Genomic DNA, 20774 nt, shown 5'->3' on the forward strand with positions numbered 1-20774 from the left:
GTACATGATCATCGCCGACCTGATTGCCCGCGCGCGCAATGGATCTCCCCGCGCGGCCGGTCGGCTGCTCAGCCTGGTCGAGGGCGACCGGCGCGACGAGGTCCTGGAGACCATCGGTCCCGCACCGCAGGGCATGGGACCGGTGGTCGGCATCACCGGACCGCCGGGCGCGGGAAAGTCGACGACGGTCGCCGCGCTGGTCGCCGCGTACCGCGAGCGCGGCAGCCGGGTGGCGGTGCTGGCGGTGGACCCGTCGTCCCCGTTCAGTGGCGGAGCACTGCTGGGCGACCGAATTCGAATGGCCGCGCATATCAACGACTCCGACGTACTCATCCGTTCGGTGGCCACCCGTGGGCACCTGGGCGGCCTGGCAGCCGCGGTGCCGGCGGCCATCCGGCTGCTGGGCGCGATCGGTTACGACGTGGTCCTGCTGGAGACGGTGGGGGTGGGGCAGTCCGAGATCGAGATTGCCGCCGTCGCCGACCCGACCGTCGTCATCCTCAATCCCGGCGCGGGCGACGCGGTCCAGGCCGCCAAGGCGGGAGTGCTGGAAGTCGCCGACATCGTGGCGGTCAACAAGGCGGACCGGGACGGTGCCGAACAGACGGTTCGGGATCTTCGGGCCGAAACCAGCGCCCCCATCGTTTCGCTGATCGCTGCCCGGGGTGAGGGCATCAAAGACCTGATGGCCGCCATCGAGGACCACCGCCGCACCGACAGCCGCGCCCGCCGCCTGGCCCGCGCCCGGGCGCAGATTCTGTCGCTGGCGCAAACCCGGCTGCGGACCCAGCCCGATCTGGACCGGCTGGCCGAAGCGGTCGTCGACGGCCACCAGGACCCGTACACAGCCGCTGATCAGCTGATCACACCTCCCTCGCCCGGAACGGACTGACGGCCCCCTGTCCCCCGATCGGGGGACACGCGCAATCATCACCTTTGCTGACCGATTGGCGGAGGTGCGGCCCGCGCAATCGCCCTACGTTGAGCGTGTTCGCTTGAGAGTAGGAGACCCGCATGACTCACACACCCCAGACTTCGGCAGCACTGGTCCGCGACGAACGGTTGGAGCTGTATCGCCGCATGTGGGTTCTGCGACTGCTCGACATGGCGTTGGAGGAGCTGCGCGTCGACGGTCTGATCGACGACAGTGCGCACGTGGAATTCGGCCAGGAGGCCGTGGCCATCGGGACGGTTGCGGCGCTGAGGCCGGGCGATCTGGTCAACGCCAGCACCCCGCAGTTCCGGCACGCTCAGCAGGTCGGCCTGGCCCTCCCGCTGGGCCCGGCCATCGCCGACATGATCGGCCCCAAGCGCCGCGCCGGCGGCGGGGCCGCCGACTGGAAACGGTCACTGGCCAACGAGACGGCTCTGGGCCAATCGACGCTGTTTGCGCTGGGTGACGCCAACACCCAGCGACTGACCGGCCAGGGCGAGGTCAGTGTGTGTGTCATCGGTGGCCGCGACACGCACTCCGTCGAGTTCACCACCGCCGCAAGGATCGCCGTGCAATGGCGGCTACCGGTGGTGTTCGTCGTGGAGAACATCCGCGGTGCATCCAACGCCCGTCGTCGCGCGTACGAGTCGGAAGCGATGCCGCTGCTACCGGTCGACGGCAGGGACGTTGTGGCGGTGGCCGACTCGGTCGCCGAGGCGGTGCACCGGGCGAGCGCCGGCGACGGCCCCGCCCTGGTCGAGGCGATCACCTACCAAACGAGTCACCCCGCGGCAGTCGATCCGCTGGTCTTCGCACGTCGGCAACTGGCCGCCACCGGCAGCGACGGCGACCATCTCTGCGAGGTGGAACGCGGGGCACGCCACCTGGTGGCCGAGGCCATGGCTTCGGCGAGAGCGTTGGTGCGGGCGCGGCAGATTCCGCCCATGCCAGAGTCGAAGCCCTGGTCGGCCGCTAGCTGAGCAGACCCTGCCGCATTGCCTCGGCGACGGCGGCCGCGCGATCGCTGACGCCGAGCTTCTCGTAAAGGCGTTGCACGTGCGTTTTCACCGTCGACGGGGCCACAAAGAGCTCACCCGCAATCGCAGGGATGCTTTGACCGCGGGAGATCCTGTTGAGCACCTCGCGTTCGCGGGCACTCAACACCGGTGCCGACGGTTCCGCACGCTGCCGGATTTCGGCGGCGAGGCCGCCGACGAGCGCGGGCGCCACCACATCGTGACCCTGTGCGCAGTCGAGCACGGCCTTGACGATCTCGCTGCGCGTCGAGTCCTTCAGCACGAACCCGGCCGCGCCCTGCTGCAGCGCCTGGTACACGATCGCCGACTCGTCGTGCGCCGAGATCAGCAGTACCCGGGTGGCCAATCCCTGCGTCCGCACCGCCGCCGCCACCTGGGCGCCGTCCATGCCGGGCATCCGGTAGTCGAGCAGCGCGACGTCGGGCACCTGCGACTTGATCATTTCCAGTGCCGCAGAGCCGTCTTCCGCCTCACCGACGACGTCCACCGAACCGCTCGACGACAGCGCGCGCACCACGCCCTCGCGAAAAAGCGGGTGATCATCACCGACGACCACCCGCACCGTTTCGGGGGTAGCCGCGCCGACCATGGCGACGAGTGTAGCCGTTTGCCCCACAGCGGCGTTCGCATTTTCCGGGCGGCACGATGAGTCGTTTTCCAGTTTGCTTCGGGGCGGCGGACGCGGATGAGTACGGTGATCGGGTGGCGGTCGCCGGTGACGTGGAGCTGGAGCGGGTGCGCACCGTTCACCAGCTGCGCTCGTACCGCATCGGCTCGGTGCTGCGGATCGGTGTGGTCGGCCTCATGGTCGCTGCCATGATCATCGGCACCAGGCGATCGGAGTGGCCGCAGGAAAGCGTGCTGATTGTCTTGTACGGCCTCGTCGCCCTGAGCGCGCTGGGATTGGCTTTCGCTCCTTTCCGGCGATGGATCGGAATGGGCCGACTGGTTGCGATCGGCCGGTTGGAACCGTTTGTCTTCACCGTCATCGACATCGTCGCGCTGACCGTCTTCCAGCTGTTGTCCACCAACGGGGTCTATCCGCTGTTGATCATGGCGATGTTGCCGGTCCTACTGGGACTTGACGTCTCCTCGCGCCGAGCGGCGGTGGTGCTGATCTTCTCCATGCTGGGATTCGCCATTGCCGTGCTGCAAGATCCGGTGATGTTGAGCGGAGTCAAGTTGCCGGAGGCGGGATTTCGGTTCCTGCTCTACGCATTTCTTTGTTGCGCAGCCTTCTTGGTGGTGCGCATCGAGGAGCGTCATACCCGCTCGGTAGCCGGATTGAGCGCCCTGCGAGAGGAATTACTTGCGCAGACGATGAACGCGTCGGATGTGTCACAGCGTCGGATCTCGGAATTCATCCACGACGGACCCCTGCAAGACATCCTGGCCGTGCGTCAAGAGCTCGTCGAATTGGACGCGGCGGTCGACGGCGATGAGCGCGTCGGCCGGGCGCTGGCCGGTTTGCAGATGGCCTCGGAACGGTTGCGGCAGGCCACTTTCGAGCTGCATCCGGCGGTACTCGAGCAGGTCGGACTCGGCGCCGCGGTGCAGCAGCTCGCGGAGTTCACCGCACAGCGGTCCGGCATCGACATCACCACCGATATCGAGTATTCGACGCGCAGCGACATCGATCCCGTCATGTTCGGCGTGGTGCGCGAGTTGTTGTCCAACGTCGTGCAACATGCCGCGGCCCGCAGTGCGACGGTGATGCTCGGGATCACGGACCGGACTTGCGTTTTGCATGTAATCGACGACGGTGTGGGGTTCGGCCGGGAGACGATGGCGCGCCGCCTGGGGGAGGGCCATATCGGTCTGGCGTCGCATCGCGCGCGGGTGGAGGCCGCCGGGGGAGCCCTGGTGTTTCTCGACGTCCCGGTGGGCAGCCACGTCTGCGTCGAAGTGCCGTTGAAGAATTAACGACAGACTTGTGGGTATGCACCTCGCCAGGAGGTAGCCATGCAGCCGAGCCAGCCATCGCACGAAGCGACCACAGACCAACCCACGCCTGACGAACAGCGAAACATCAACATTGTTCGCGAGTATATGGAGATCTCGTACACCCCAGGCCGCGCCAGCGCGCACGCCGTTGAGCACCTGTGCGGACCGAACAATAAATTCGTCGCACCCACCACCTTCGGGGACGTCCACACGCTCGAGGAGTATGCGGAGGACCACGGTCGGCTCATGAAGCAGGTGAACGATCTGCACATCGTCAGTTTTGACGTTCTCTTTGCCAAAGCCGACCGTGTCTGTCTGCGTTACACCGCCGAGGGAGCGCACCGAGGTGAACCGCACGGCGACCTTGGGCCGACGGGCCATACGGCGCGCTGGTCGGCGGCGGCGCTGTTTCGGCTACAGGACGGAAAACTCGTCGAATTCATCAAAGACTGGAACAAGCTGTCAATGTGGGAGCAGTTGGGTTGGCCGACGCAAGAGTGCCTGACGGCGGACCGCGCCTAGGCGAAAAGCAGTGACCGCTACGCCCGCACCCCGTGCTGGGCCTGGTTTCCGCCGCCGCGTTTTGCGGAGTACATGGCAGTGTCGGCGATCCTGATCAGCTCGTCGACGAGCCATCCGACGTCGGGCCCGGCTAGTAGGTCCAATTCGGCGCTGGCGGTGCCAATGCTGGCCGTTATCTTCGGAGATTGCCGGGCGAGCTCGGCGCAAATCCGCGCGGCCAGATCACTCACGTCCGAGGTGGTAGACGTCAGCGCGACCAGGAATTCTTCGCCGCCGGCGCGGCAAATCATCGCGTCGGCCGGGGTGTGGGCGCGCAGCAGCTCGGCCACCGCCCGCAGGACTTCATCACCGGCCGAATGACCGTAGGTGTCGTTGATGCGTTTGAAGTTGTCGAGATCGACCATCACCACCGCCAGATGGGTATGGGGCGAGGGCGGGTTCGCCAGTCGATGGCTGACGGCGGCGGTAAACGCGCGTCGATTCAGCAGGCCGGTGAGCGGATCCTCCTCCGACCGCTGAACATACGTCTCCATTGCCCGCGACATCATCAAAATGCCGAGGGGGACAGACAGGTTGAGGAAGGCATTGACCCAAAACGCGGAGGCCGCCGTGGCCATGTTGGTTTCCCGAGCGAGTCGCACCACCGCGGCGGTGGTGACGGCGACGGTTATCGCGCCGGTGAACGGCAGGAGCCTGGAGCCGTGAAAGAAGGCGATGTAGCCGGCGGGGATCGCCATCGCGGTGCAGGCCAGGGCGGCGATGGCACCGGTGGGCTGGACGAGGCTCCAGCCGCCGACGCCGAGCGCGCCGATCAGCGCGCCGGTTTGTGATTGCCGACGGGTAGGCCAGCGCGTCAACAACAACACGGTCAGCCCGAGGGTGAACGTGGCGGCAACGCCGCCGGTGATGACTTCAACGAGGCTGGGTCGATGCTGACTCGGCAACACGGTCAGCGGCACCAACGCCGACGAACCGATGACGGCGGCCAAGGCCGTACGCGCCGAGCGCAGCATTGTGCGTTGCCGGAGGAAGGTCGTGATCCATTCATACCGGTCCGGCTGATCCCACCAACTCCACAGCCGTCGCATCAGTCAGCGATTCCTCGGCCATACGTCAGGTGTCGTGCTGTGCAGCCCATCGGACCGGCAACCTTTCGTGATCCCCGGCGCCATTATTGAACCTTTCCGGGCCGGCCGTCACACGCGACGCGCTTTCACGTGCGGTTCGTGCCTCATCCGTAGTCGCTGACCAACAGGCGGTAGCCGGCGTCGAGCTCCTGTTGGTCGAGTAGTTCGGAGTGCCGGTGTTGCCATTGTCCGGAGCGCAGGTCGGCCGCGAGCCGGTCCAGACCCGCGGCCAGGGAGGCCGGCTGCGCGTACGCCAGCATCGAAATGCCGGCGCGCACGGTGGGATCGAGATAGGCATGGGGGCGGCGCCAGTAGGCGGCGCCGAACCCGTCGGTGCAGTCGTGCGGTACGGGCACGGATTGCACGTGGGCTCCTCCCAGCAACTCCACGAGTCGCGCGATCGGAACATGAAGCTCCTCGTTGATGCGAGCGGCGTCGGGCAGATATTCGCGCAACAACCAGAAGTTCTGAATCACCGATTGATCCCACGTCAAGACGACTACCCGGCGGCGCGCGACGCGGCGTAGCTGTTGGATCCCAGCGGCAACGTCGCTCCAGTGATGAACGGTCAGCAGGGCCATGGCGGCGTCAACGCACCTGTCGCGCAACGGCAAAGCCTCCGCCAATGCCTGTACACACGGGGCTGACCCTGCGGGCCGCTGCGCGATCATCACCATGCTCGGCTCGACCGCGACAACGGTCTGGGCCGGCTCGTAAGATCCGGTGCCGGCCCCCACGTTGACGACGGTGTCCATCGCGGTGAGGGCGGCGTGCACCTGGGAGGCGATCCGCGGGTCGGGTCGGCGAGTGCTGCAATAGGTGGCGCCGATCCGGTCGTAGGCGACCATCGACTCAGGATGACGCAGGCGGGTGCGGTTGCACCAGTAGGCGCCCGCCTACTTCAGGTCCACCGACTTCCCGGTGGCGGCCGCGTGGCCAGCTCGGTAACCGAAAACCATTGCCGGGCCCAGTGTTCCGCCGGCGCCCCCGTAGGCCCGCCCGGTCACGCCGCCCATCGCATTGCCCGCAGCGAACAGGCCCGGTATCGGCTCGCCGCCGACATGCAGAACGCGGGCATCGTGATCGGTGCGCGGGCCGCCCTTGGTGCCCATCGCCCCGATGCTCACCGGCACCGCGTAGAACGGGGCGGTATCGATCGGGCCCAGCGTCTTACCGGCCGGCGTGGTCGCGCTGTCATCGCCCCAGTAACCGTCGTAGGCGCTGGAGCCGCGGCCGAAGTCGGGGTCGGCGCCGGCGGCCACGTGGCGGTTCCAGCTCTCGACCGTGCGGGTCAGACCTTCGGCGTCGATACCCGTCTTGGCGGCCAACTCGGTGAGGTCCGCCGACTCGCAGAACCAGTCCGGGACGGGTTGTCCCGGCTCGATCCCGAGAAAACCGTAGCGCTGCAGGTGAATCGAGTCGAACACCATCCATCCGCGATCGTTGACGTAGCCGCCGCGAGGGTCCAGGTAATGGAAGGCGCCCGCCATCGAGTTGTAGTCGCATGCCTCGTTGACGAAGCGCCGGCCGGCCGAGTTGACGATGATGCTGCGCGGCCGTGTTCGCTCCAGCCGCACGCTGCGGCTGCGGGGCCTCCCCTCGATGGTGTCGCCCGGGATTTGCACGATCGGCACCCACCAGGCCTCGCCCATGTTGGCCAGGTCGGCCCCGTGCTCCATCGCCATGCGCAAGCCGTCGCCGGTGTTGTTGGGCGGCGAGACCGCGCCGTGCATGGGACCCCGCAGAAAGGCTTGTGTCAGAGCGGGATCCCACTCGAAGCCGCCGGTGCCCAGGATGACTCCGTGCCGGGCACGAACACTGATCGTCCGATCCGGCAGCGCCACGCGCACCCCGGTGATTTCGCCGTCTTCGGCGACGAGGCCTTCGGCCCTGGCGTCGGTGTGTGGGGTCACGCCGGCATCCAGCAGGCCCTTGAGCAGGCCCGCGATCAGCGCGGTGCCCGCGACGCACAGATGGCTGGTTCGTTCGTCGATCGCCGCGTGCAGGCGCGCCCTGGTCTCGGCGTCGAAGCCGACGTTGGACCAGTCGGCCGGGAAAGACGTTATCCGCGTTGCCCATTCGCCGAGCTGGGCCAGGTCGAAGGGGGCCGCGCTGAGCGACCTGCCGCCGCCCGGCCGCCCGCCCGGCAACTCGGGACGGTAGTCGGGGAATCCGGTCGCGATCTCGAACTGAAGACCGCTGTGTGCCTCGATGAAATCGAGCATCGCCGGCCCGGTGCGCACGAACGTTTCCACCAGCTCGTCGTCCATCGAACCGAGCGACTGGGCACGCAGGTACCGCAGCGCGTCGGCGGGCGTCAATTCGCCGTCGGGAGAACGGTTATGGGCGGGGATCCACACGATGCCGCCGGACACGGCGGTGGTGCCGCCGACGGTCGGGGCCTTCTCGTAGACCTCAACGGAGGCGCCCGTGACTGCCGCGGTCAGTGCGGCGGTGAGGCCGGCGCCGCCACTGCCGAGCACGACGACGTCGACTTCGTGGTCCCATGACATGGACTGCTATCCCTTCAGCTCAGTAGCTCCGACAACTGCTTGGCGGCTTTGACGACCGCATCCTTTCCGCGCATCACGACGTCTTCCCGATGCGAGATGAGGTTGATGCACGTCGGTGGGGACGGCACCGGACGGCGCACCCCCACGGCCAAGCCGTACGTATTCGGTTCGATCTCACCGTAGGTGGTCACCCAACCACGTTCGCGGGCACGGGAGACCAGCTCTCGTTCGCCCGGGCGTGGAGGCATGCATGCGAGCAGGGCGATCCCGGCGGCGCCGCGGTCCAGCGGATAGCGGCTGCCCTCGTGGAAGGAAAGCTGGTAGGCGACATGGCTGGGCACGATGACCGCGATCGCCACCTGCTGGTCGCCTTCGGCGATGAGCAGGGACACGGTGGTGCCGAGCTCATCGGCCAGCGCCCGCAGCGTCGGCAGACTCACCTGCCGCACGTTGCGGTCGAAGGAAGCGCCGAGCACGGCCAGGCCCGCGGCCGGCCGGTAGCGGCCGTCCTCTCCCTTGGCCACCAGCCGGAACTCGGCCAGCGTCGTCAACAGCCGATAGGCGATGGTGCGGTGCACCCCCACCTGATCGGCGAGCTGTTGCACCGTCAGTCCGCCGGGAGAGTCCGCCACCATCTGCAGCGCGGTCAGCCCCCTGGCCAGGGTCTGCGAACCGGTACCGGACCCCGTCACAGCCTTGACAGACCTTGCCGCGAGAGCGAAGCTCTATATATAACGCACATTAGTGTGCGATATTAGCACACAAGATAAGCCGAAAACGAGAACGAGATTTCCCCGATCTGGAGGCCGGACAGCACCGTGGCGGAGTTCGAGAGCATCTGGAGCGATCTCCAGGGCGTCGCGTTTGAGCAGGGCTACCTCGACGCCGGAGGTATACGGACCCGTTACCTGCGCGCCGGTGATCCGGGCAAGCCGGTACTGATGCTGCTGCATGGATCCGGTGGCCACGCCGAGGCCTACGTCCGCAACCTGGCCGCGCACGCCGAGCATTTCTGGACCTGGTCGATCGACATGCTGGGCCACGGATACACCGACAAGCCGGGGCATCCGCTGGAAGTCGCGCACTACGTCGAGCATCTGATGGCGGTGTTGCGCACCATCGGTGTAAACCGCGCCTACATCAGCGGCGAATCGCTCGGGGGCTGGGTGGCCGCCCGCACCGCGGTCGACCATCCCGACGTGGTCGAGCGGCTGGTGCTCAACACCGCCGGCGGTTCGCAGGCCGATCCCGTGGTGATGCAACGGATCATCACGCTGTCCATGGCCGCCGCCGAGAACCCGGCCTGGGAGACGGTGCAAGCGCGCATCAAGTGGTTGATGGCCGACAAGTCGAAGGGCTACGACGACCTGGTTGCCAGCCGCCAACGGGTTTATCGCCAGCCGGGATTCGTCTCCGCGATGAGCGACATCATGGCGTTGCAGGATCCGGAGATTCGCGCGCGCAACATCCTCGGCCCGGACGAATACGGGTCGATCATCGCCCCGACGCTGGTGCTGTGGACCAGTGACGACCCCACCGCCGACGTGACGGAGGGACGCCGAATGGCGTCGATGATTCCGGGCGCGCGATTCGAGGTGATGCCCGGTTGCGGCCACTGGCCGCAGTACGAGGACCCCAAGACGTTCAACCAGTTGCATCTCGACTTCCTGCTGGGCCGGTAATGGTTGCACCCGGGCAGGAGAACATCGAGACCGACGTGCTCGTGGTGGGCGCGGGCCCGGTCGGCTTGACCCTCGCCAACATCCTTGGCCTGCAAGGCATCCGCACGGTGGTGGTCGACGAGCGGCACACCCTCATCGACTACCCCCGCGGGGTCGGCCTGGATGACGAGGCGCTGCGGACCTTCCAGTCGATCGGGCTCGCCGAGCGGGTGCTGCCGCACACCGTGCCCAACCAGATTCTTCGGTTCGTCGACGCCAAGCGCCGAGTGCTCGCCGAAATGGCGCCACCGGACGCACGTTTCGGGTGGCCGAAGCGAAATGGCTTCGTCCAACCACTCGTGGATGCCGAACTGCTGGCCGGCCTGGACCGATTCGAACACGTCCAGGTGCGATGGGGACGCCCGATGACGGCATGCCAGGAGAGCGCCGACGCGGTGACCGTCGAACTCGGCGACGCCGACAACGACGGTGACACCTCACGTGTGCGGGCGCGCTATGTGGTCGGGTGCGACGGCGGCCGCAGCATGACCCGCCGGGTGATGGGTGTGTCGTTCGACGGAACGACGTCGTCGACCCGGTGGCTGGTGGTCGACATCGCCAACGACCCGCTCGGGCACCCGAACAGTGAGGTCGGCGCCGATCCCGAACGCCCGTACGCCTCGATCTCGATCGCCCACGGAATTCGCCGCTTCGAGTTCATGATTCACGCCGACGAGACCGACGAGCAGGCCGAGGATCCCGCGTTCCTGACGCAGATGCTGGCCCGAATGGTGCCCCACCCCGAGCGGGTCGACGTGATCCGGCGCCGGGTGTACACCCACCACTCGCGGATCGCCGGCGCGTTCCGCCAGGGCCGGCTGCTGCTGGCCGGCGATGCGGCCCATCTGATGCCGGTGTGGCAGGGCCAGGGGTACAACAGCGGGATCCGCGACGCGGCGAACCTGGGCTGGAAGCTGGCCGCGGTGGTGACTGGGCGGGCCGACGACAAGCTGCTGGACACCTATGACGTGGAGCGCCGCAAGCACGCCCGCGCGATGATCGACCTGTCCACCATGGTGGGCCGGGTGATCTCGCCGACCAACCGCCGGGTGGCGACCGCCCGAGATCTGTTGGTGCGCTCGGCGTCAATTGTCCCGTCGCTCAAGCGATATGTGCTGGAGATGCGGTTCAAGCCGATGCCGCGTTATGAACACGGTGCCGTCGTGCACGCCGCGCCGGGTCGCACCGATTCGCCGGTGGGAACCCTGTTCATCCAGCCCCGCGTCGATACCCGGGACCAGCAGAACGTGTTGCTCGACGACGTGCTCGGTTCGTGGTTCGCCGTGCTGTGCTGGAACAACAACCCGCGCAAGATTCTCGGCGATGTGGCGTTCGCGAACTGGAAAGCCGTAGGAGCCCGGTTCTTCGCGCTCCGCCCGGCGACCCAACTGCACTGGACCGGACACGACGACCCCGATGTGGTGGTCGTGGGTGACCGGCACGGTGGCCTCAAATCCTGGTTCGACACCCACTCCGACTCGGTGCTGTTCCTGCGCCCCGACCGGTGCATCGCGGGTGCCTGCATCGCTCAGCGCGCCCCCGACCTGAGCGCCGCACTCCTTGACGCACTCACACTCACGCCGCGAGGGGGTGAATTACAAAGTGGCACTGGCTCTGTGCTGTATGTCGCACAGCCCTCTCCTGAATCTTCCGGGGCCGTCGCGGGACCTGCTTGACGACATCGAGGGCGCGATCGCCGCAGCGCGCGGCTTCGTCGAAGAATATGACCCCGAACTGGTGGTCAGTTTCTCTCCGGACCACTACAACGGCTTCTTCTACAAGGTCATGCCGCCCTTCTGCATCGGCACCAGCGCCTGCGGAGTCGGCGACTACGGCACCCATGCCGGGCCGCTGAACGTGCCCGAATCGCTTGCGACCGAGTGCGCGAAGGCGGTCCTCGACGCGGGCGTCGACATCGCGGTGTCGGCCAGCATGGACGTGGACCACGGCACGGTTCAACCGCTGGAAAAGCTCTTCGGTGACGCCACCGCCCGTCCCGTGATACCGATCTTCGTCAACGCCATCGGCGTTCCGCTGGGCCCGATGCATCGCTGCCGTGCGCTCGGCCGCGCCGTCGGCGACTACCTGGCCACCCTGGACAAGCGAGTTCTGATCCTGGGATCCGGTGGGCTCTCGCACAGCCCGCCGGTGCCGACCCTGGCGACCGCGCCCGCGCCGGTGCTGGAGCGGATCCTGCATGGCCGGGCGATGACGCCCGAGCAGCGGCAGGCGCGGCAAGCCGCCGTCATCGACGCGGCAAAGAGTTTCGCCGCCGGCGACAGCGAGCTGCAGGCGCTCAACCCGACGTGGGACCACCGATTCCTGGAGATCATCGACGGAGGATGGCTGAGCGAATTGGACGGGTGGTCGAATTCGTTTGTCGCCCATGAGGGCGGCAGCTCCGCGCAGGAGATCCGCACCTGGGTGGCGGCGTTCGGGGCGCTGGAAGCGGCGGGGCCCTACGAGACCACCGAGCGCTACTACAAGCCCGCACCCGAATTGATCGCCGGTTTCGCCATCAGAACGGCGCTTCCGAAATGACGACGGCGTTGGACGGTTTCGATCACGTCGTCGACGTGCTCATCGTCGGGTCCGGCGGTGGCGGCATGACGGCCGCGCTGACGGCACAGGCCGCCGGGCTTGACGCACTGGTGATCGAAAAGTCGTCTCACTTCGGGGGTTCCACCGCTTTGTCCGGTGGCGGCATCTGGGTACCCGGGGCGCCCGCGCAGAGGCGGGAGGGCTATGTACCCTCGCCCGAAGCCGTCGTGGGTTACCTCAAGCTGATCACCGACGGATTGGTCAGCGAGGCCCGGCTCCGGCAATACGTCGAGAGCGCGCCGCAAATGCTGCAGTTCTTGGAGCAGCTGTCCGGATGGTTCGAATTCGTCTGGAAACCCGGCTACGCCGACTATTACCCCGAGCTGCCCGGCGGCTCCGAGCTCGGCAGCACGATCAACGTGCCCGCGATCGACCTGCGGAAGTTGGGTCCCGACGAGCAGACGCTGCTCGCGCCCCTGGCGCTGGCCCCGAGGGGAATCTGGTTGGGACCCAAGGATCTGCGCACGTTCTATCGGATCAGGCAGTCGTGGGCGGGCAAGGGCGTGCTGCTCAAGTTGATCGGGCGAATGGTCCGGGCGAGGGTGTTCGGGGAGCGGATGGCCGCGATCGGACAGTCGCTGGCGGCCCGGCTCCGGCTGGCATTGCGGGAACGCGGCATCCCGCTCTGGCTGGACTCGCCGATGGTGCAGCTGCTCACCGACGCCGACGGATCGGTCACCGGCGCGGTGGTGGAGCGCGAGGGCAAGGAGCAGCGGATCGGTGCGCGGCTGGGCGTCATCCTGGCGTCCGGCGGATTCGACCACGACCTCGCCTGGCGCAAAGAGCTTCTGCCCGAGGTGGACCAGGACTGGAGCTTCGGCAATCCCGCGGCGATGGGTGACGGCATCCGCGCAGGCCAAAAAGTCGGCGCTGCAACGGATCTGCTCGACGAGGCCTGGTGGTTCCCGGCGATCCAGTGGCCGGACGGCCGTATGCAATTCATGCTCAACGAACGGATGATGCCGGCCCAGTTCATCGTCAACGGCGCGGGCAGGCGCTTCATCAACGAGGCGGCTCCCTACATGGACTTCGGTCACGCCATGATCGAAGGCCAGCGATCCGGCGTCACGCACATCCCGTGCTGGCTGATCACCGACCACAGGTCGTTCAACCGCTACGTCGTCGGGGGACACCTGCCGATACCCAAGATTCCGGGAGCGCCGGTGCCCACCGGCCGCAAGATCCCACCGGCCTGGCTGGAATCGGGCGTCGTCAAAGCGGCCACGACGTGGGACGAAATGGCGGCCAAGATCGGCGTGCCCGCGGACCAGCTCGCCGAAACCGCCGGCCGCTTCAACGAGCTCGCCCGCAAGGGCCACGACGACGATTTCAACCGCGGCGACAGCGTGTACGACAACTACTACGGCGATCACACGCTGCCCAACCCGAACCTGTATCCGCTTGGCGATCCGCCGTACTACGCCTTCCGGATCGTCCTCGGGGACCTCGGAACCTCGGGCGGCCTGCTGACCGACGAGCACGCCCGCGTGCTGCGGGCCGACGGCAGCGTGGTGCCCGGCCTGTACGCGGTGGGTAACGCGTCCGCGCCGGTGATGGGCCGCAGCTATGCGGGTGCCGGTGCGACCATCGGCCCAGCCATGACCTTCGGCTATGTCGCGGCGAAACACGTTGCGGCCCAAGCAGCCAACCGAGCCATTAATACTCATAGGAGGTAACGATGAAAATCTCACTGTTCTACGAATTCGCACTGCCGCGGCCCTGGGCGCCTGACGACGAACACGTCATGCTGCAGGACTGTCTTAACGAGGTCGAGGCCGCCGACAAGGCGGGCTTCTCCACCGTGTGGCTGACCGAGCACCACTTCCTCGAGGAGTACTGCCACTCGACGGCACCGGAGATCTTCTTGGCCGCGGCCAGCCAGCGAACGAAGAACATTCGTCTGGGATTTGGCATCATGCACCTCCCGCCGGTGGTAAACCACCCGGCCAGGGTGGCCGAGCGCATCGCCACCCTCGACCTGCTGTCCAACGGCCGAGTCGAATTCGGTACCGGCGAGTCGTCGTCGGTCGGTGAACTCGGCGGATTCAACATCGACCCCGCCGACAAGCGCGCGCAATGGGAAGAGGCCCTCGAGGTCTCGATTCGCTGCATGATCGAGGAGCCGTTCACCGGGTTCAACGGCGAGCACGTCCAGATGCCCGCGCGCAACGTTGTCCCCAAGCCGCTGCAGAAGCCGCACCCGCCGGTCTGGGTCGCCTGCACGCGGCCCGCCAGCGTGCAGATGGCCGCCCAAAAGGCGATCGGTGCGTTGAGTTTCGCCTATACCGGTCCCGGGCCCCTGACCGAGCGAGTCAACGGCTACTACAAGGAGTTCGAGGAGAACGGTGTGCCGGTCACTCCCCGGATCAACCCGAACATCCTGGCCATCGGCGGGGACCTGTCCATGATGGTGGCCAAGACCGACGAGCAGGCGTTGCAGCGGCTCGGGCAGGGCGGCGGCTTCTTCTCGTTCGGAATCATGCACTACTACATGACCGGAGTGCACACGCCGGGGCGCACCGGAGTCTGGAAGCGCTATCTCGAAGAAGTGGAGAAGGATCCGACGCTGGCGTACGGGCCCGGCCGGGGCGCCATCGGCTCTCCGGCCACGGTGCGCGAGTTCCTGCGCGGCTACGAGGAGAGCGGCGTCGACGAGATCATCTTGCTACTCAACCCGCGTAGCCACGAGGGCACCATGGAATCCATCGAGCTGATGGGCAAAGAGGTGCTCCCCGAATTCATCGAGCGGGACGCAAAGGCCGTGGCGGAAAAGGCGAAACGGCTGGAGCCCGTCATCGAAAAGGTGGAGGCCCGCCGACCGAAATCGACCGCACCGCAATTCGACGAGGATTACTCGTTTGGTGGACTCCCGACGGGTCGCGGCGGTAAGTTCACCGCCAGCGAGATCCCCGAGGCGATGGCGGAGATCAACGAAGGCCGCGTGCAGGCGGCGCAGCGCGCGAAGGACCAGCAGAAGTAGTACCGGACGGCATCTGAGTCGGGAGAATTTCGAGGCGAGCCTTGGGAGAGATCGACGAGCTGTGGCGCTACGACGGCCGTCGTGCGGTGGTGACCGGATGTGCCTCCGGCATCGGCGAACACGTGGTGCGTCAGCTCACCGAGCTTGGTGCCGAAGTCATCGGGTTGGACAAACGGCGACCGAACTTCGCGATGGACGAATTCCATGAGGTCGACCTGGCCGATCAAACGTCGATCGAGTCGGCGGTCGGCGCGGTGACGGGTCAGGTCGATGCGCTGTTCAACGTTGCGGGCGTGTCGTCCGGGATCGGCGATCCGCCACTCGTCGTGACCATCAACTTCCTGGGGATGCGCCACGCCACCGAGGCACTGATTCCGAAGATGGCCGCTGGGTCGTCCATCGTGAGCGTGTCGTCGCTCGCGGCGGCCGCATACCGGGAGCACTTGAGGGAGGTGGCGCCGCTACTTTCCACCGCGACGATGCAGGAGGGTATCGACTGGTGCGCCGGGCATCCCGCCGAGCTGGGCACCGGCTATCAGTTGTCCAAGGAAGCGATCATCCTGTACACCATGCGCAGTGCGACGCCGCTGGGCGCGCGGGGAATCCGCATCAACTGCACCGGTCCCGGGGTCACCGAGACACCGATCCTGGACCAGCTGCGCACGGCGTACGGACAAGGCTTCCTCGACGACATTCCCAAGCCACTGGGCCGCGTCTCCGGCCCCGCCGAGCAGGCCTCGGTGCTGATCTTCCTGAATAGCGATGCCGCCAGCTATATTTCGGGCCAGGTGTTGTGGGTCGACGGCGGGAACGTGGGCGCCGCAATCGCGCGTGAACTCGAGGAAGGGCGTGCCCCGTGGCCAGTGTGACCGACTTTCGCCGGACCGCTCGCGATGTCAGCAACTGGGGCCGTTGGGGCGATGACGACGAACTCGGCACGCTGAACTTCATCACCGAGGAAAAGATCGCCCAGGCCGCAAGTCTGGTCCGGCACGGCAAGGTGTTTCCACTCGGCGTGGACTTCGGCTCGTCGGGGCCGCAGGGCGCCTTCGGTTTTCGGCACAATCCGATCCACGTGATGACGGTGGACGGCGGTGACGCCAGCACACTGGCCCAGTACGGGCCGGATTGGGAGCGGAACCCGACGGCGGCGCAGATGGGCCCGTACTTCGTCGACAACCTGTTCCGGTTCAACGACGACATGATCATCATGCCGTTGCAGGCGGCCACCCAGTGGGATGCGCTGTCGCACGTCTATTACGACGACCAGCTCTACAACGGGATCCCCGCGGGTTCGGTGACCAGCCTCGGTGCCCGCCGGCTCGGCATCGAAAAGGTGGACGGTAAGGGCATCACCTCGCGCGGTGTGCTGCTGGACCTGGTGCGTCATCGCGGCGCGGAGGTCTTCCTGGAGCACGGAAACCCCATCACAGCTGAGGAATTGGACGACGTGGTCCGCGCGCAGGGCGTGACGATCGGCCGTGGTGACGTCCTACTCATCAAAACCGGTTGGTGGACAAGGTATCTGCAGACGGGGAACAAGACCGAACGATATTCCGGCCTGGATTGGCGATGCGCCCAGTGGCTGCACGATCACGAGATCGCGGCGGTCGCGTCCGATAACCTCCAGGTCGAAGACCCGGTGTCCGGGGTCGACGGCGTGTTCCTACCCTTCCATTTGCTGACGCTACGCGACATGGGGCTCATGCTCGGTGAGTACTGGGACCTGACCGCACTGGCGGCCGACTGCGCCGCCGACGGCGTGTATGAGTTTCAGCTGATCGCACCACCGCTGAGATTCGTTGGGGCCGTGGGCTCACCGGTGAACCCGATCGCGATCAAATGATGCAGCGCAAGACCCTGTCGGTTGACGGCCTGGCCACCAGCTATCTGGAAGCCGGCCACGGCGAACCGGTGGTACTGCTGCACGGGGGCGAGTTCGGCGCCGGCGCCGAACTCGGCTGGGAACGCAACATCGCCGCGCTCGCCAATCGGTATCGGGTCCTGGCGCCGGACCAGCTGGGGTTCGGGGAGTCCGCCAAGGTCATCGACTTCGTCGACGGCCGCGGCATGCGGATCCGGCATGTGGCGCGGTTCTGCGAACTGCTCGGCGTCGACTCGGCGCACTTCGTGGGCAATTCGATGGGCGCCATCAACCTGCTCACCGACGCCACGTCGGACGCGCCGCTACTCCCGGTGCGCAGCTTGGCGATCATCTGCGGCGGTGGAGAGATCCAGCAGAACGAGTATTTTGAGGCGCTGCAAAACTACGATGCGACGTTGCCCGCGATGCGCCGCATCGTCGAAGCGCTGTTCTTCGATTCCGGCTATCCCGCCGACGTCGAGTACGTGCGCCGCCGCTACGAGGCGAGCACCGCGCCGGGAGCCTGGGAAGCCATCGCCGCGGCCAGGTTCCGCCGCCCCGGAGCCACCCCGTCCGCAACCCCGTCTACCGCCCGGGCCTACGAACGCATCGGCGTGCCAACGCTTGTCGTCGAAGGGGCGGGGGACAAGCTCCTTCCCGCGGGCTGGGCCGCCGAGATCGCCAAGCAGATCGACGGGGCCCGTTCGGTTGTGGTCGACGAGGCCGGACACTGCCCCCAGATCGAGCAGGCCTCGGTGGTCAACGAGCTGCTGATGGATTTCCTGGGCGCGCTCTAGCCATCAGAAGACGTAATCCAGGCGGGTCATCATGCCTGCCGCCTGGTGATAGGTGTTGTGGCAGTGCATCACCCAGGTGCCGGGATTGTCGGCCACCAGCACCGCGACGAGCTTCTGCTTCGGCAGCACCATGACGGTGTCCTTGCGGGCGCCGGGGCTGCCGTCGGCCCTGATCACCTGGAACGTATGCCCGTGCAGGTGAATTGGGTGATACATCATCGTGGTGTTGTCGAACGTGATGGTGGGTCGTTGGCCCTGCTGGACGTGCAGCGGATTCGTCTTGCTGTAGGGCTCCCCGTTGATCGTCCAGTTGTATTGCATCATGTCGCCGCCCAGGACCACGGGGAGGTCGAGGTTGGGATCGGGACGCCCTAGGTTGACCGGCGTTGTGGCCGTGAACATCTCGACGGTGCCCACCCGTTTGGTGAGTTCGCCCGGCTGGAACTGTGGGTCGGGGGCGCTGCCCGACGCCGTGGAGAGCAACGCGCGGGCCACGCCGTTCTTGCCTTCGGCGACCGCGACCAGTGGGAAGACGCCGTCCGCGGCGGTCACGGCTACGTCGTAGCGTTCGGCCATCCCGATGAGCAGCGCGTCGACTTGAGCGGGGACCACGGGGTAGCCGTCGGTGTGAGTCACCGTCATCGCATGGCCGGCCAGTGCGACCCGAAAGGTGGTGTCGGACGCGGAGTTGATGAAGCGGATCCGGATGCGCTGGCCCGGCTTGGCATCAAACGTCATGGGGGAGGCGGGGATTCGCCCGTTGATCAGATAGTACGGGTAGGCGATGTCTCCGGCGTCGCCACCGAGCAGGTCACTGCTGCCAACGCGCCCCACCGCGGCCGCAGGTGACGGGCTCGCCGAGGCCGTGGTGCTGGTCGACGTCGTCTCGGTCGTCGTTGTGGCCGAAGTCTCGGCGGTCGTCGTCTCGGTGGTCGTCTCGGAAGTCGTCGTCTCGGTTGTCGTTCCGGGCGTGCTCTGCGGAGGCTTGTTCGGGTTGCTCAGTTCGCCGTAGAGCTGCTGCGGGCTCTTCCCGACTCCTTCGGTCCAATCGTCAAGGACGACGATCCATTCGGCGTCATAGTTGCCCTCGGTCGGGTCGTCGACGATGACCGGCAGATAAAGACCGGTGTCCTCGTCCAGGCCGGTGTGCGGATGCGCCCAGTAGGTACCCGAATTCGGCACGGAGAACCGGTAGGTGAAGTCGTGGCCGGCCGCGATGTCGGGTGTGGCCGGCTCGGCACCGTCCATGTCGTTGCGCAGCGCGATGCCGTGCCAATGCACCGACGTCGGATGATCGAGCCGGTTCGACACCGTCACCTCGACCTCGTCGCCGATGCGGGCCCGGATCACCGGGCCGGGGATGCTGTTGCCGTAGGCCAGCGTGCGCGCGACCGGCCCACCCAGGTCGACCTCGACCTGCTGGGCTGTGAGCTTGGCGGTGACGGTGCGGCCGCTATGCGGCCGGCCGGCCTCGGTTTCGGCGATGGCGGCGGTCAACCGCGCATTGCCCGCCGCCTCCGGTTTCGACTGGCCGCACGCCGCAAGCGCCAATCCGCCGGCGACGCCCGCGGCCATGAAACCGCGTCTGGTGAGCCGAGTTCTGTCGACAGGGACACCGCTTGTGGGCTGCACGGGCAATCGGTGCTCCTCGTCTTGGGCTCGCCCTAACGTTCTCGTGCTTGGATGCTAGGCGGAGCGCAACCGCGAGCGCTAGACCCTGCAATGATCGCGCGAAGGCATACCCCGGAGGGCGCCGACAGTACGCAATCACTTCAATGTGATTCCGCGTAAACGCATCTGGGGACCGCGACCGCTACTCGATGTCGCCACTTGCTCGCACGTCGGTCCCTACTGGGCACCGCTCGCTGCCTGCGCAGCCATCCAGTCGCCGAAGGTGGTCGGGTACACGGCCACTTCTTCGTCGTCGGTGGGAACGATGCTGCGGTCGTCCAGAACCGCACCGTAATAGCGGGCATCGTTATCCGTCACGACCGTGCGCGCATCACCCGTGGCCGCAAACCGCGTTCGGATGAAGTCGTCCATCCCATGCTTCTCGGGACCGGCGATGTTGATTACGGCGTTGACCGGATCGTCCGTCGCCGCGCGGGTGACCGCCAGGGCCACATCCGCGGCGGCAATTGGCTGAAACGCCCCGTGCGGGGCGCGGACGGTGTCGCCCTCGGCCAACGAATCAGCAATGCCGTCAACGAATTCGAAGAACTGCGTCGCGCGCACGATCGAATACGGCTGTCCCGATTCGACAATCACTTTTTCCTGCGCAACCTTGGCTCGCATGTAGCCACTCTCGGCCGCCCGGTCGGCTCCTACGATCGACAGGGCGACGTGATGCTGCACGCCCGCCGCCCGCTCCGCGTCCAGCAGGTTGCGGGTAGACGTGGTGAAGAAGTTCAGGACATCGTCGTCGGCCCAGGACGGTGAGTTGGACACGTCCACCACGGTGTGGACTCCCGCGACGGCGTCGGCGACGCCTTCACCGGTCACGGCATTGACGCCCGTGCTCGGCGACGCCGCGACCGCCTCGTGTCCCAGCTCGGTGAGCCTGGCGACGACGTGTGACCCGATCAGCCCGCTGCCACCTATTACCAACACCTTCATGATCACGCCTTTCCCGTTTCCCAACGAAGTGGCCTTCTCAGCATGGCGCAGACTCCCTCGGCCGGGAACACCGAGAGGCCCGCGGTCACGCCGCACACGGAGCACCCGTCTGCCGCCG

At 66.7% G+C, this 20774-nt stretch carries 19 protein-coding genes; 12 read left to right on the top strand and 7 right to left on the bottom strand.

The features are described 5' to 3' along the window. Positions 1 to 4 precede the first annotated feature (4 nt). Both meaB and A5708_RS23875 read left to right on the top strand, forming a co-directional pair. Positions 5 to 892: a methylmalonyl Co-A mutase-associated GTPase MeaB gene (gene meaB, locus A5708_RS23870; protein ID WP_065030979.1), complete on the top strand. Its 888-nt coding sequence runs from the start codon at positions 5 to 7 to the stop codon at positions 890 to 892. Between the two features lie 122 nt (positions 893 to 1014). After that, positions 1015 to 1914, top strand: coding sequence for a thiamine pyrophosphate-dependent enzyme (locus A5708_RS23875; protein ID WP_065030980.1), 900 nt, complete (start codon positions 1015 to 1017; stop codon positions 1912 to 1914). Here A5708_RS23875 and A5708_RS23880 read toward each other — a convergent pair. After that, positions 1907 to 2560 carry a response regulator gene (locus A5708_RS23880; protein ID WP_065030981.1) on the bottom strand — a complete coding sequence of 218 codons (654 nt, stop codon included), beginning with the start codon at positions 2558 to 2560 and terminating at the stop codon, positions 1907 to 1909. The genes A5708_RS23875 and A5708_RS23880 overlap by 8 nt on opposite strands. 113 nt (positions 2561 to 2673) lie before the next feature. On the opposite strand from A5708_RS23880, the gene A5708_RS23885 reads away from it, so the two are divergent. Both A5708_RS23885 and A5708_RS23890 read left to right on the top strand, forming a co-directional pair. Beyond that, the gene (locus A5708_RS23885; RefSeq protein WP_065030982.1) at positions 2674 to 3894 is read left to right on the top strand and encodes a sensor histidine kinase; all 1221 of its coding nucleotides are present in this window, start codon (positions 2674 to 2676) and stop codon (positions 3892 to 3894) included. Between the two features lie 39 nt (positions 3895 to 3933). Continuing rightward, the gene (locus tag A5708_RS23890; protein ID WP_081293070.1) at positions 3934 to 4437 is read left to right on the top strand and encodes an ester cyclase; all 504 of its coding nucleotides are present in this window, start codon (positions 3934 to 3936) and stop codon (positions 4435 to 4437) included. 17 nt (positions 4438 to 4454) lie between these two features. Here A5708_RS23890 and A5708_RS23895 read toward each other — a convergent pair whose 3' ends face one another. The 4 genes from A5708_RS23895 to A5708_RS23910 form a co-directional block, all read right to left on the bottom strand. Continuing rightward, the gene (locus A5708_RS23895) at positions 4455 to 5525 is read right to left on the bottom strand and encodes a sensor domain-containing diguanylate cyclase (RefSeq protein WP_065030984.1); all 1071 of its coding nucleotides are present in this window, start codon (positions 5523 to 5525) and stop codon (positions 4455 to 4457) included. A 143-nt stretch (positions 5526 to 5668) separates the two neighbouring features. Then, positions 5669 to 6412 (bottom strand): class I SAM-dependent methyltransferase, encoded by a 744-nt coding sequence (locus A5708_RS23900; protein ID WP_065030985.1) that lies wholly within the window; start codon positions 6410 to 6412, stop codon positions 5669 to 5671. A gap of 48 nt (positions 6413 to 6460) precedes the next feature. Further along, a complete protein-coding gene (locus A5708_RS23905) occupies positions 6461 to 8077 on the bottom strand; it encodes an FAD-dependent oxidoreductase (protein ID WP_065030986.1) in 1617 nt (538 codons plus the stop codon). Positions 8078 to 8091: 14 nt separating this feature from the next. After that, complete coding sequence (locus tag A5708_RS23910) at positions 8092 to 8769, bottom strand: IclR family transcriptional regulator (RefSeq protein ID WP_064951249.1); 678 nt, start codon at positions 8767 to 8769, stop codon at positions 8092 to 8094. Positions 8770 to 8895: 126 nt separating this feature from the next. Between A5708_RS23910 and A5708_RS23915 the strand changes: the two genes are divergently transcribed. Genes A5708_RS23915 through A5708_RS23950 form a run of 8 tightly spaced genes read left to right on the top strand, consistent with a single transcriptional unit; the run spans position 8896 to position 18040 of the window. Beyond that, entirely contained in the window at positions 8896 to 9759 is an 864-nt protein-coding gene (locus tag A5708_RS23915; RefSeq protein WP_065030987.1) for an alpha/beta fold hydrolase, read from the top strand. Beyond that, positions 9759 to 11474, top strand: a complete 1716-nt coding sequence (locus tag A5708_RS23920) for a bifunctional 3-(3-hydroxy-phenyl)propionate/3-hydroxycinnamic acid hydroxylase (protein WP_065030988.1) — start codon at positions 9759 to 9761, stop codon at positions 11472 to 11474. The genes A5708_RS23915 and A5708_RS23920 overlap by 1 nt, the downstream gene beginning before the upstream one ends. After that, complete coding sequence (locus A5708_RS23925) at positions 11422 to 12339, top strand: 3-carboxyethylcatechol 2,3-dioxygenase (protein ID WP_065030989.1); 918 nt, start codon at positions 11422 to 11424, stop codon at positions 12337 to 12339. Before A5708_RS23920 ends, A5708_RS23925 begins: the two co-directional genes overlap by 53 nt. Before the next feature lie 8 nt (positions 12340 to 12347). Continuing rightward, entirely contained in the window at positions 12348 to 14075 is a 1728-nt protein-coding gene (locus tag A5708_RS23930; protein ID WP_155766170.1) for an FAD-binding protein, read from the top strand. Positions 14076 to 14077: 2 nt separating this feature from the next. Then, entirely contained in the window at positions 14078 to 15379 is a 1302-nt protein-coding gene (locus tag A5708_RS23935) for an LLM class flavin-dependent oxidoreductase (RefSeq protein WP_064951244.1), read from the top strand. A 41-nt stretch (positions 15380 to 15420) separates the two neighbouring features. Beyond that, positions 15421 to 16248, top strand: a complete 828-nt coding sequence (locus A5708_RS23940) for a coniferyl-alcohol dehydrogenase (protein WP_065030991.1) — start codon at positions 15421 to 15423, stop codon at positions 16246 to 16248. Next, positions 16236 to 17225: a cyclase family protein gene (locus A5708_RS23945; RefSeq protein ID WP_065030992.1), complete on the top strand. Its 990-nt coding sequence runs from the start codon at positions 16236 to 16238 to the stop codon at positions 17223 to 17225. The genes A5708_RS23940 and A5708_RS23945 overlap by 13 nt, the downstream gene beginning before the upstream one ends. After that, the gene (locus A5708_RS23950) at positions 17222 to 18040 is read left to right on the top strand and encodes an alpha/beta fold hydrolase (protein ID WP_065030993.1); all 819 of its coding nucleotides are present in this window, start codon (positions 17222 to 17224) and stop codon (positions 18038 to 18040) included. Before A5708_RS23945 ends, A5708_RS23950 begins: the two co-directional genes overlap by 4 nt. A gap of 3 nt (positions 18041 to 18043) precedes the next feature. Here the strand turns inward: A5708_RS23950 and A5708_RS23955 are convergent, their stop codons facing one another. Together A5708_RS23955 and A5708_RS23960 are read right to left on the bottom strand one after the other, a co-directional pair. Next, a complete protein-coding gene (locus tag A5708_RS23955; RefSeq protein ID WP_065030994.1) occupies positions 18044 to 19678 on the bottom strand; it encodes a multicopper oxidase family protein in 1635 nt (544 codons plus the stop codon). Positions 19679 to 19888: 210 nt separating this feature from the next. Then, entirely contained in the window at positions 19889 to 20656 is a 768-nt protein-coding gene (locus A5708_RS23960; RefSeq protein WP_065031096.1) for an SDR family oxidoreductase, read from the bottom strand. Positions 20657 to 20774: the final 118 nt, after the last annotated feature.

It is taken from the genome of Mycobacterium colombiense (genome assembly GCF_001672755.1).
Lineage (GTDB): Bacteria > Actinomycetota > Actinomycetes > Mycobacteriales > Mycobacteriaceae > Mycobacterium > Mycobacterium colombiense_C.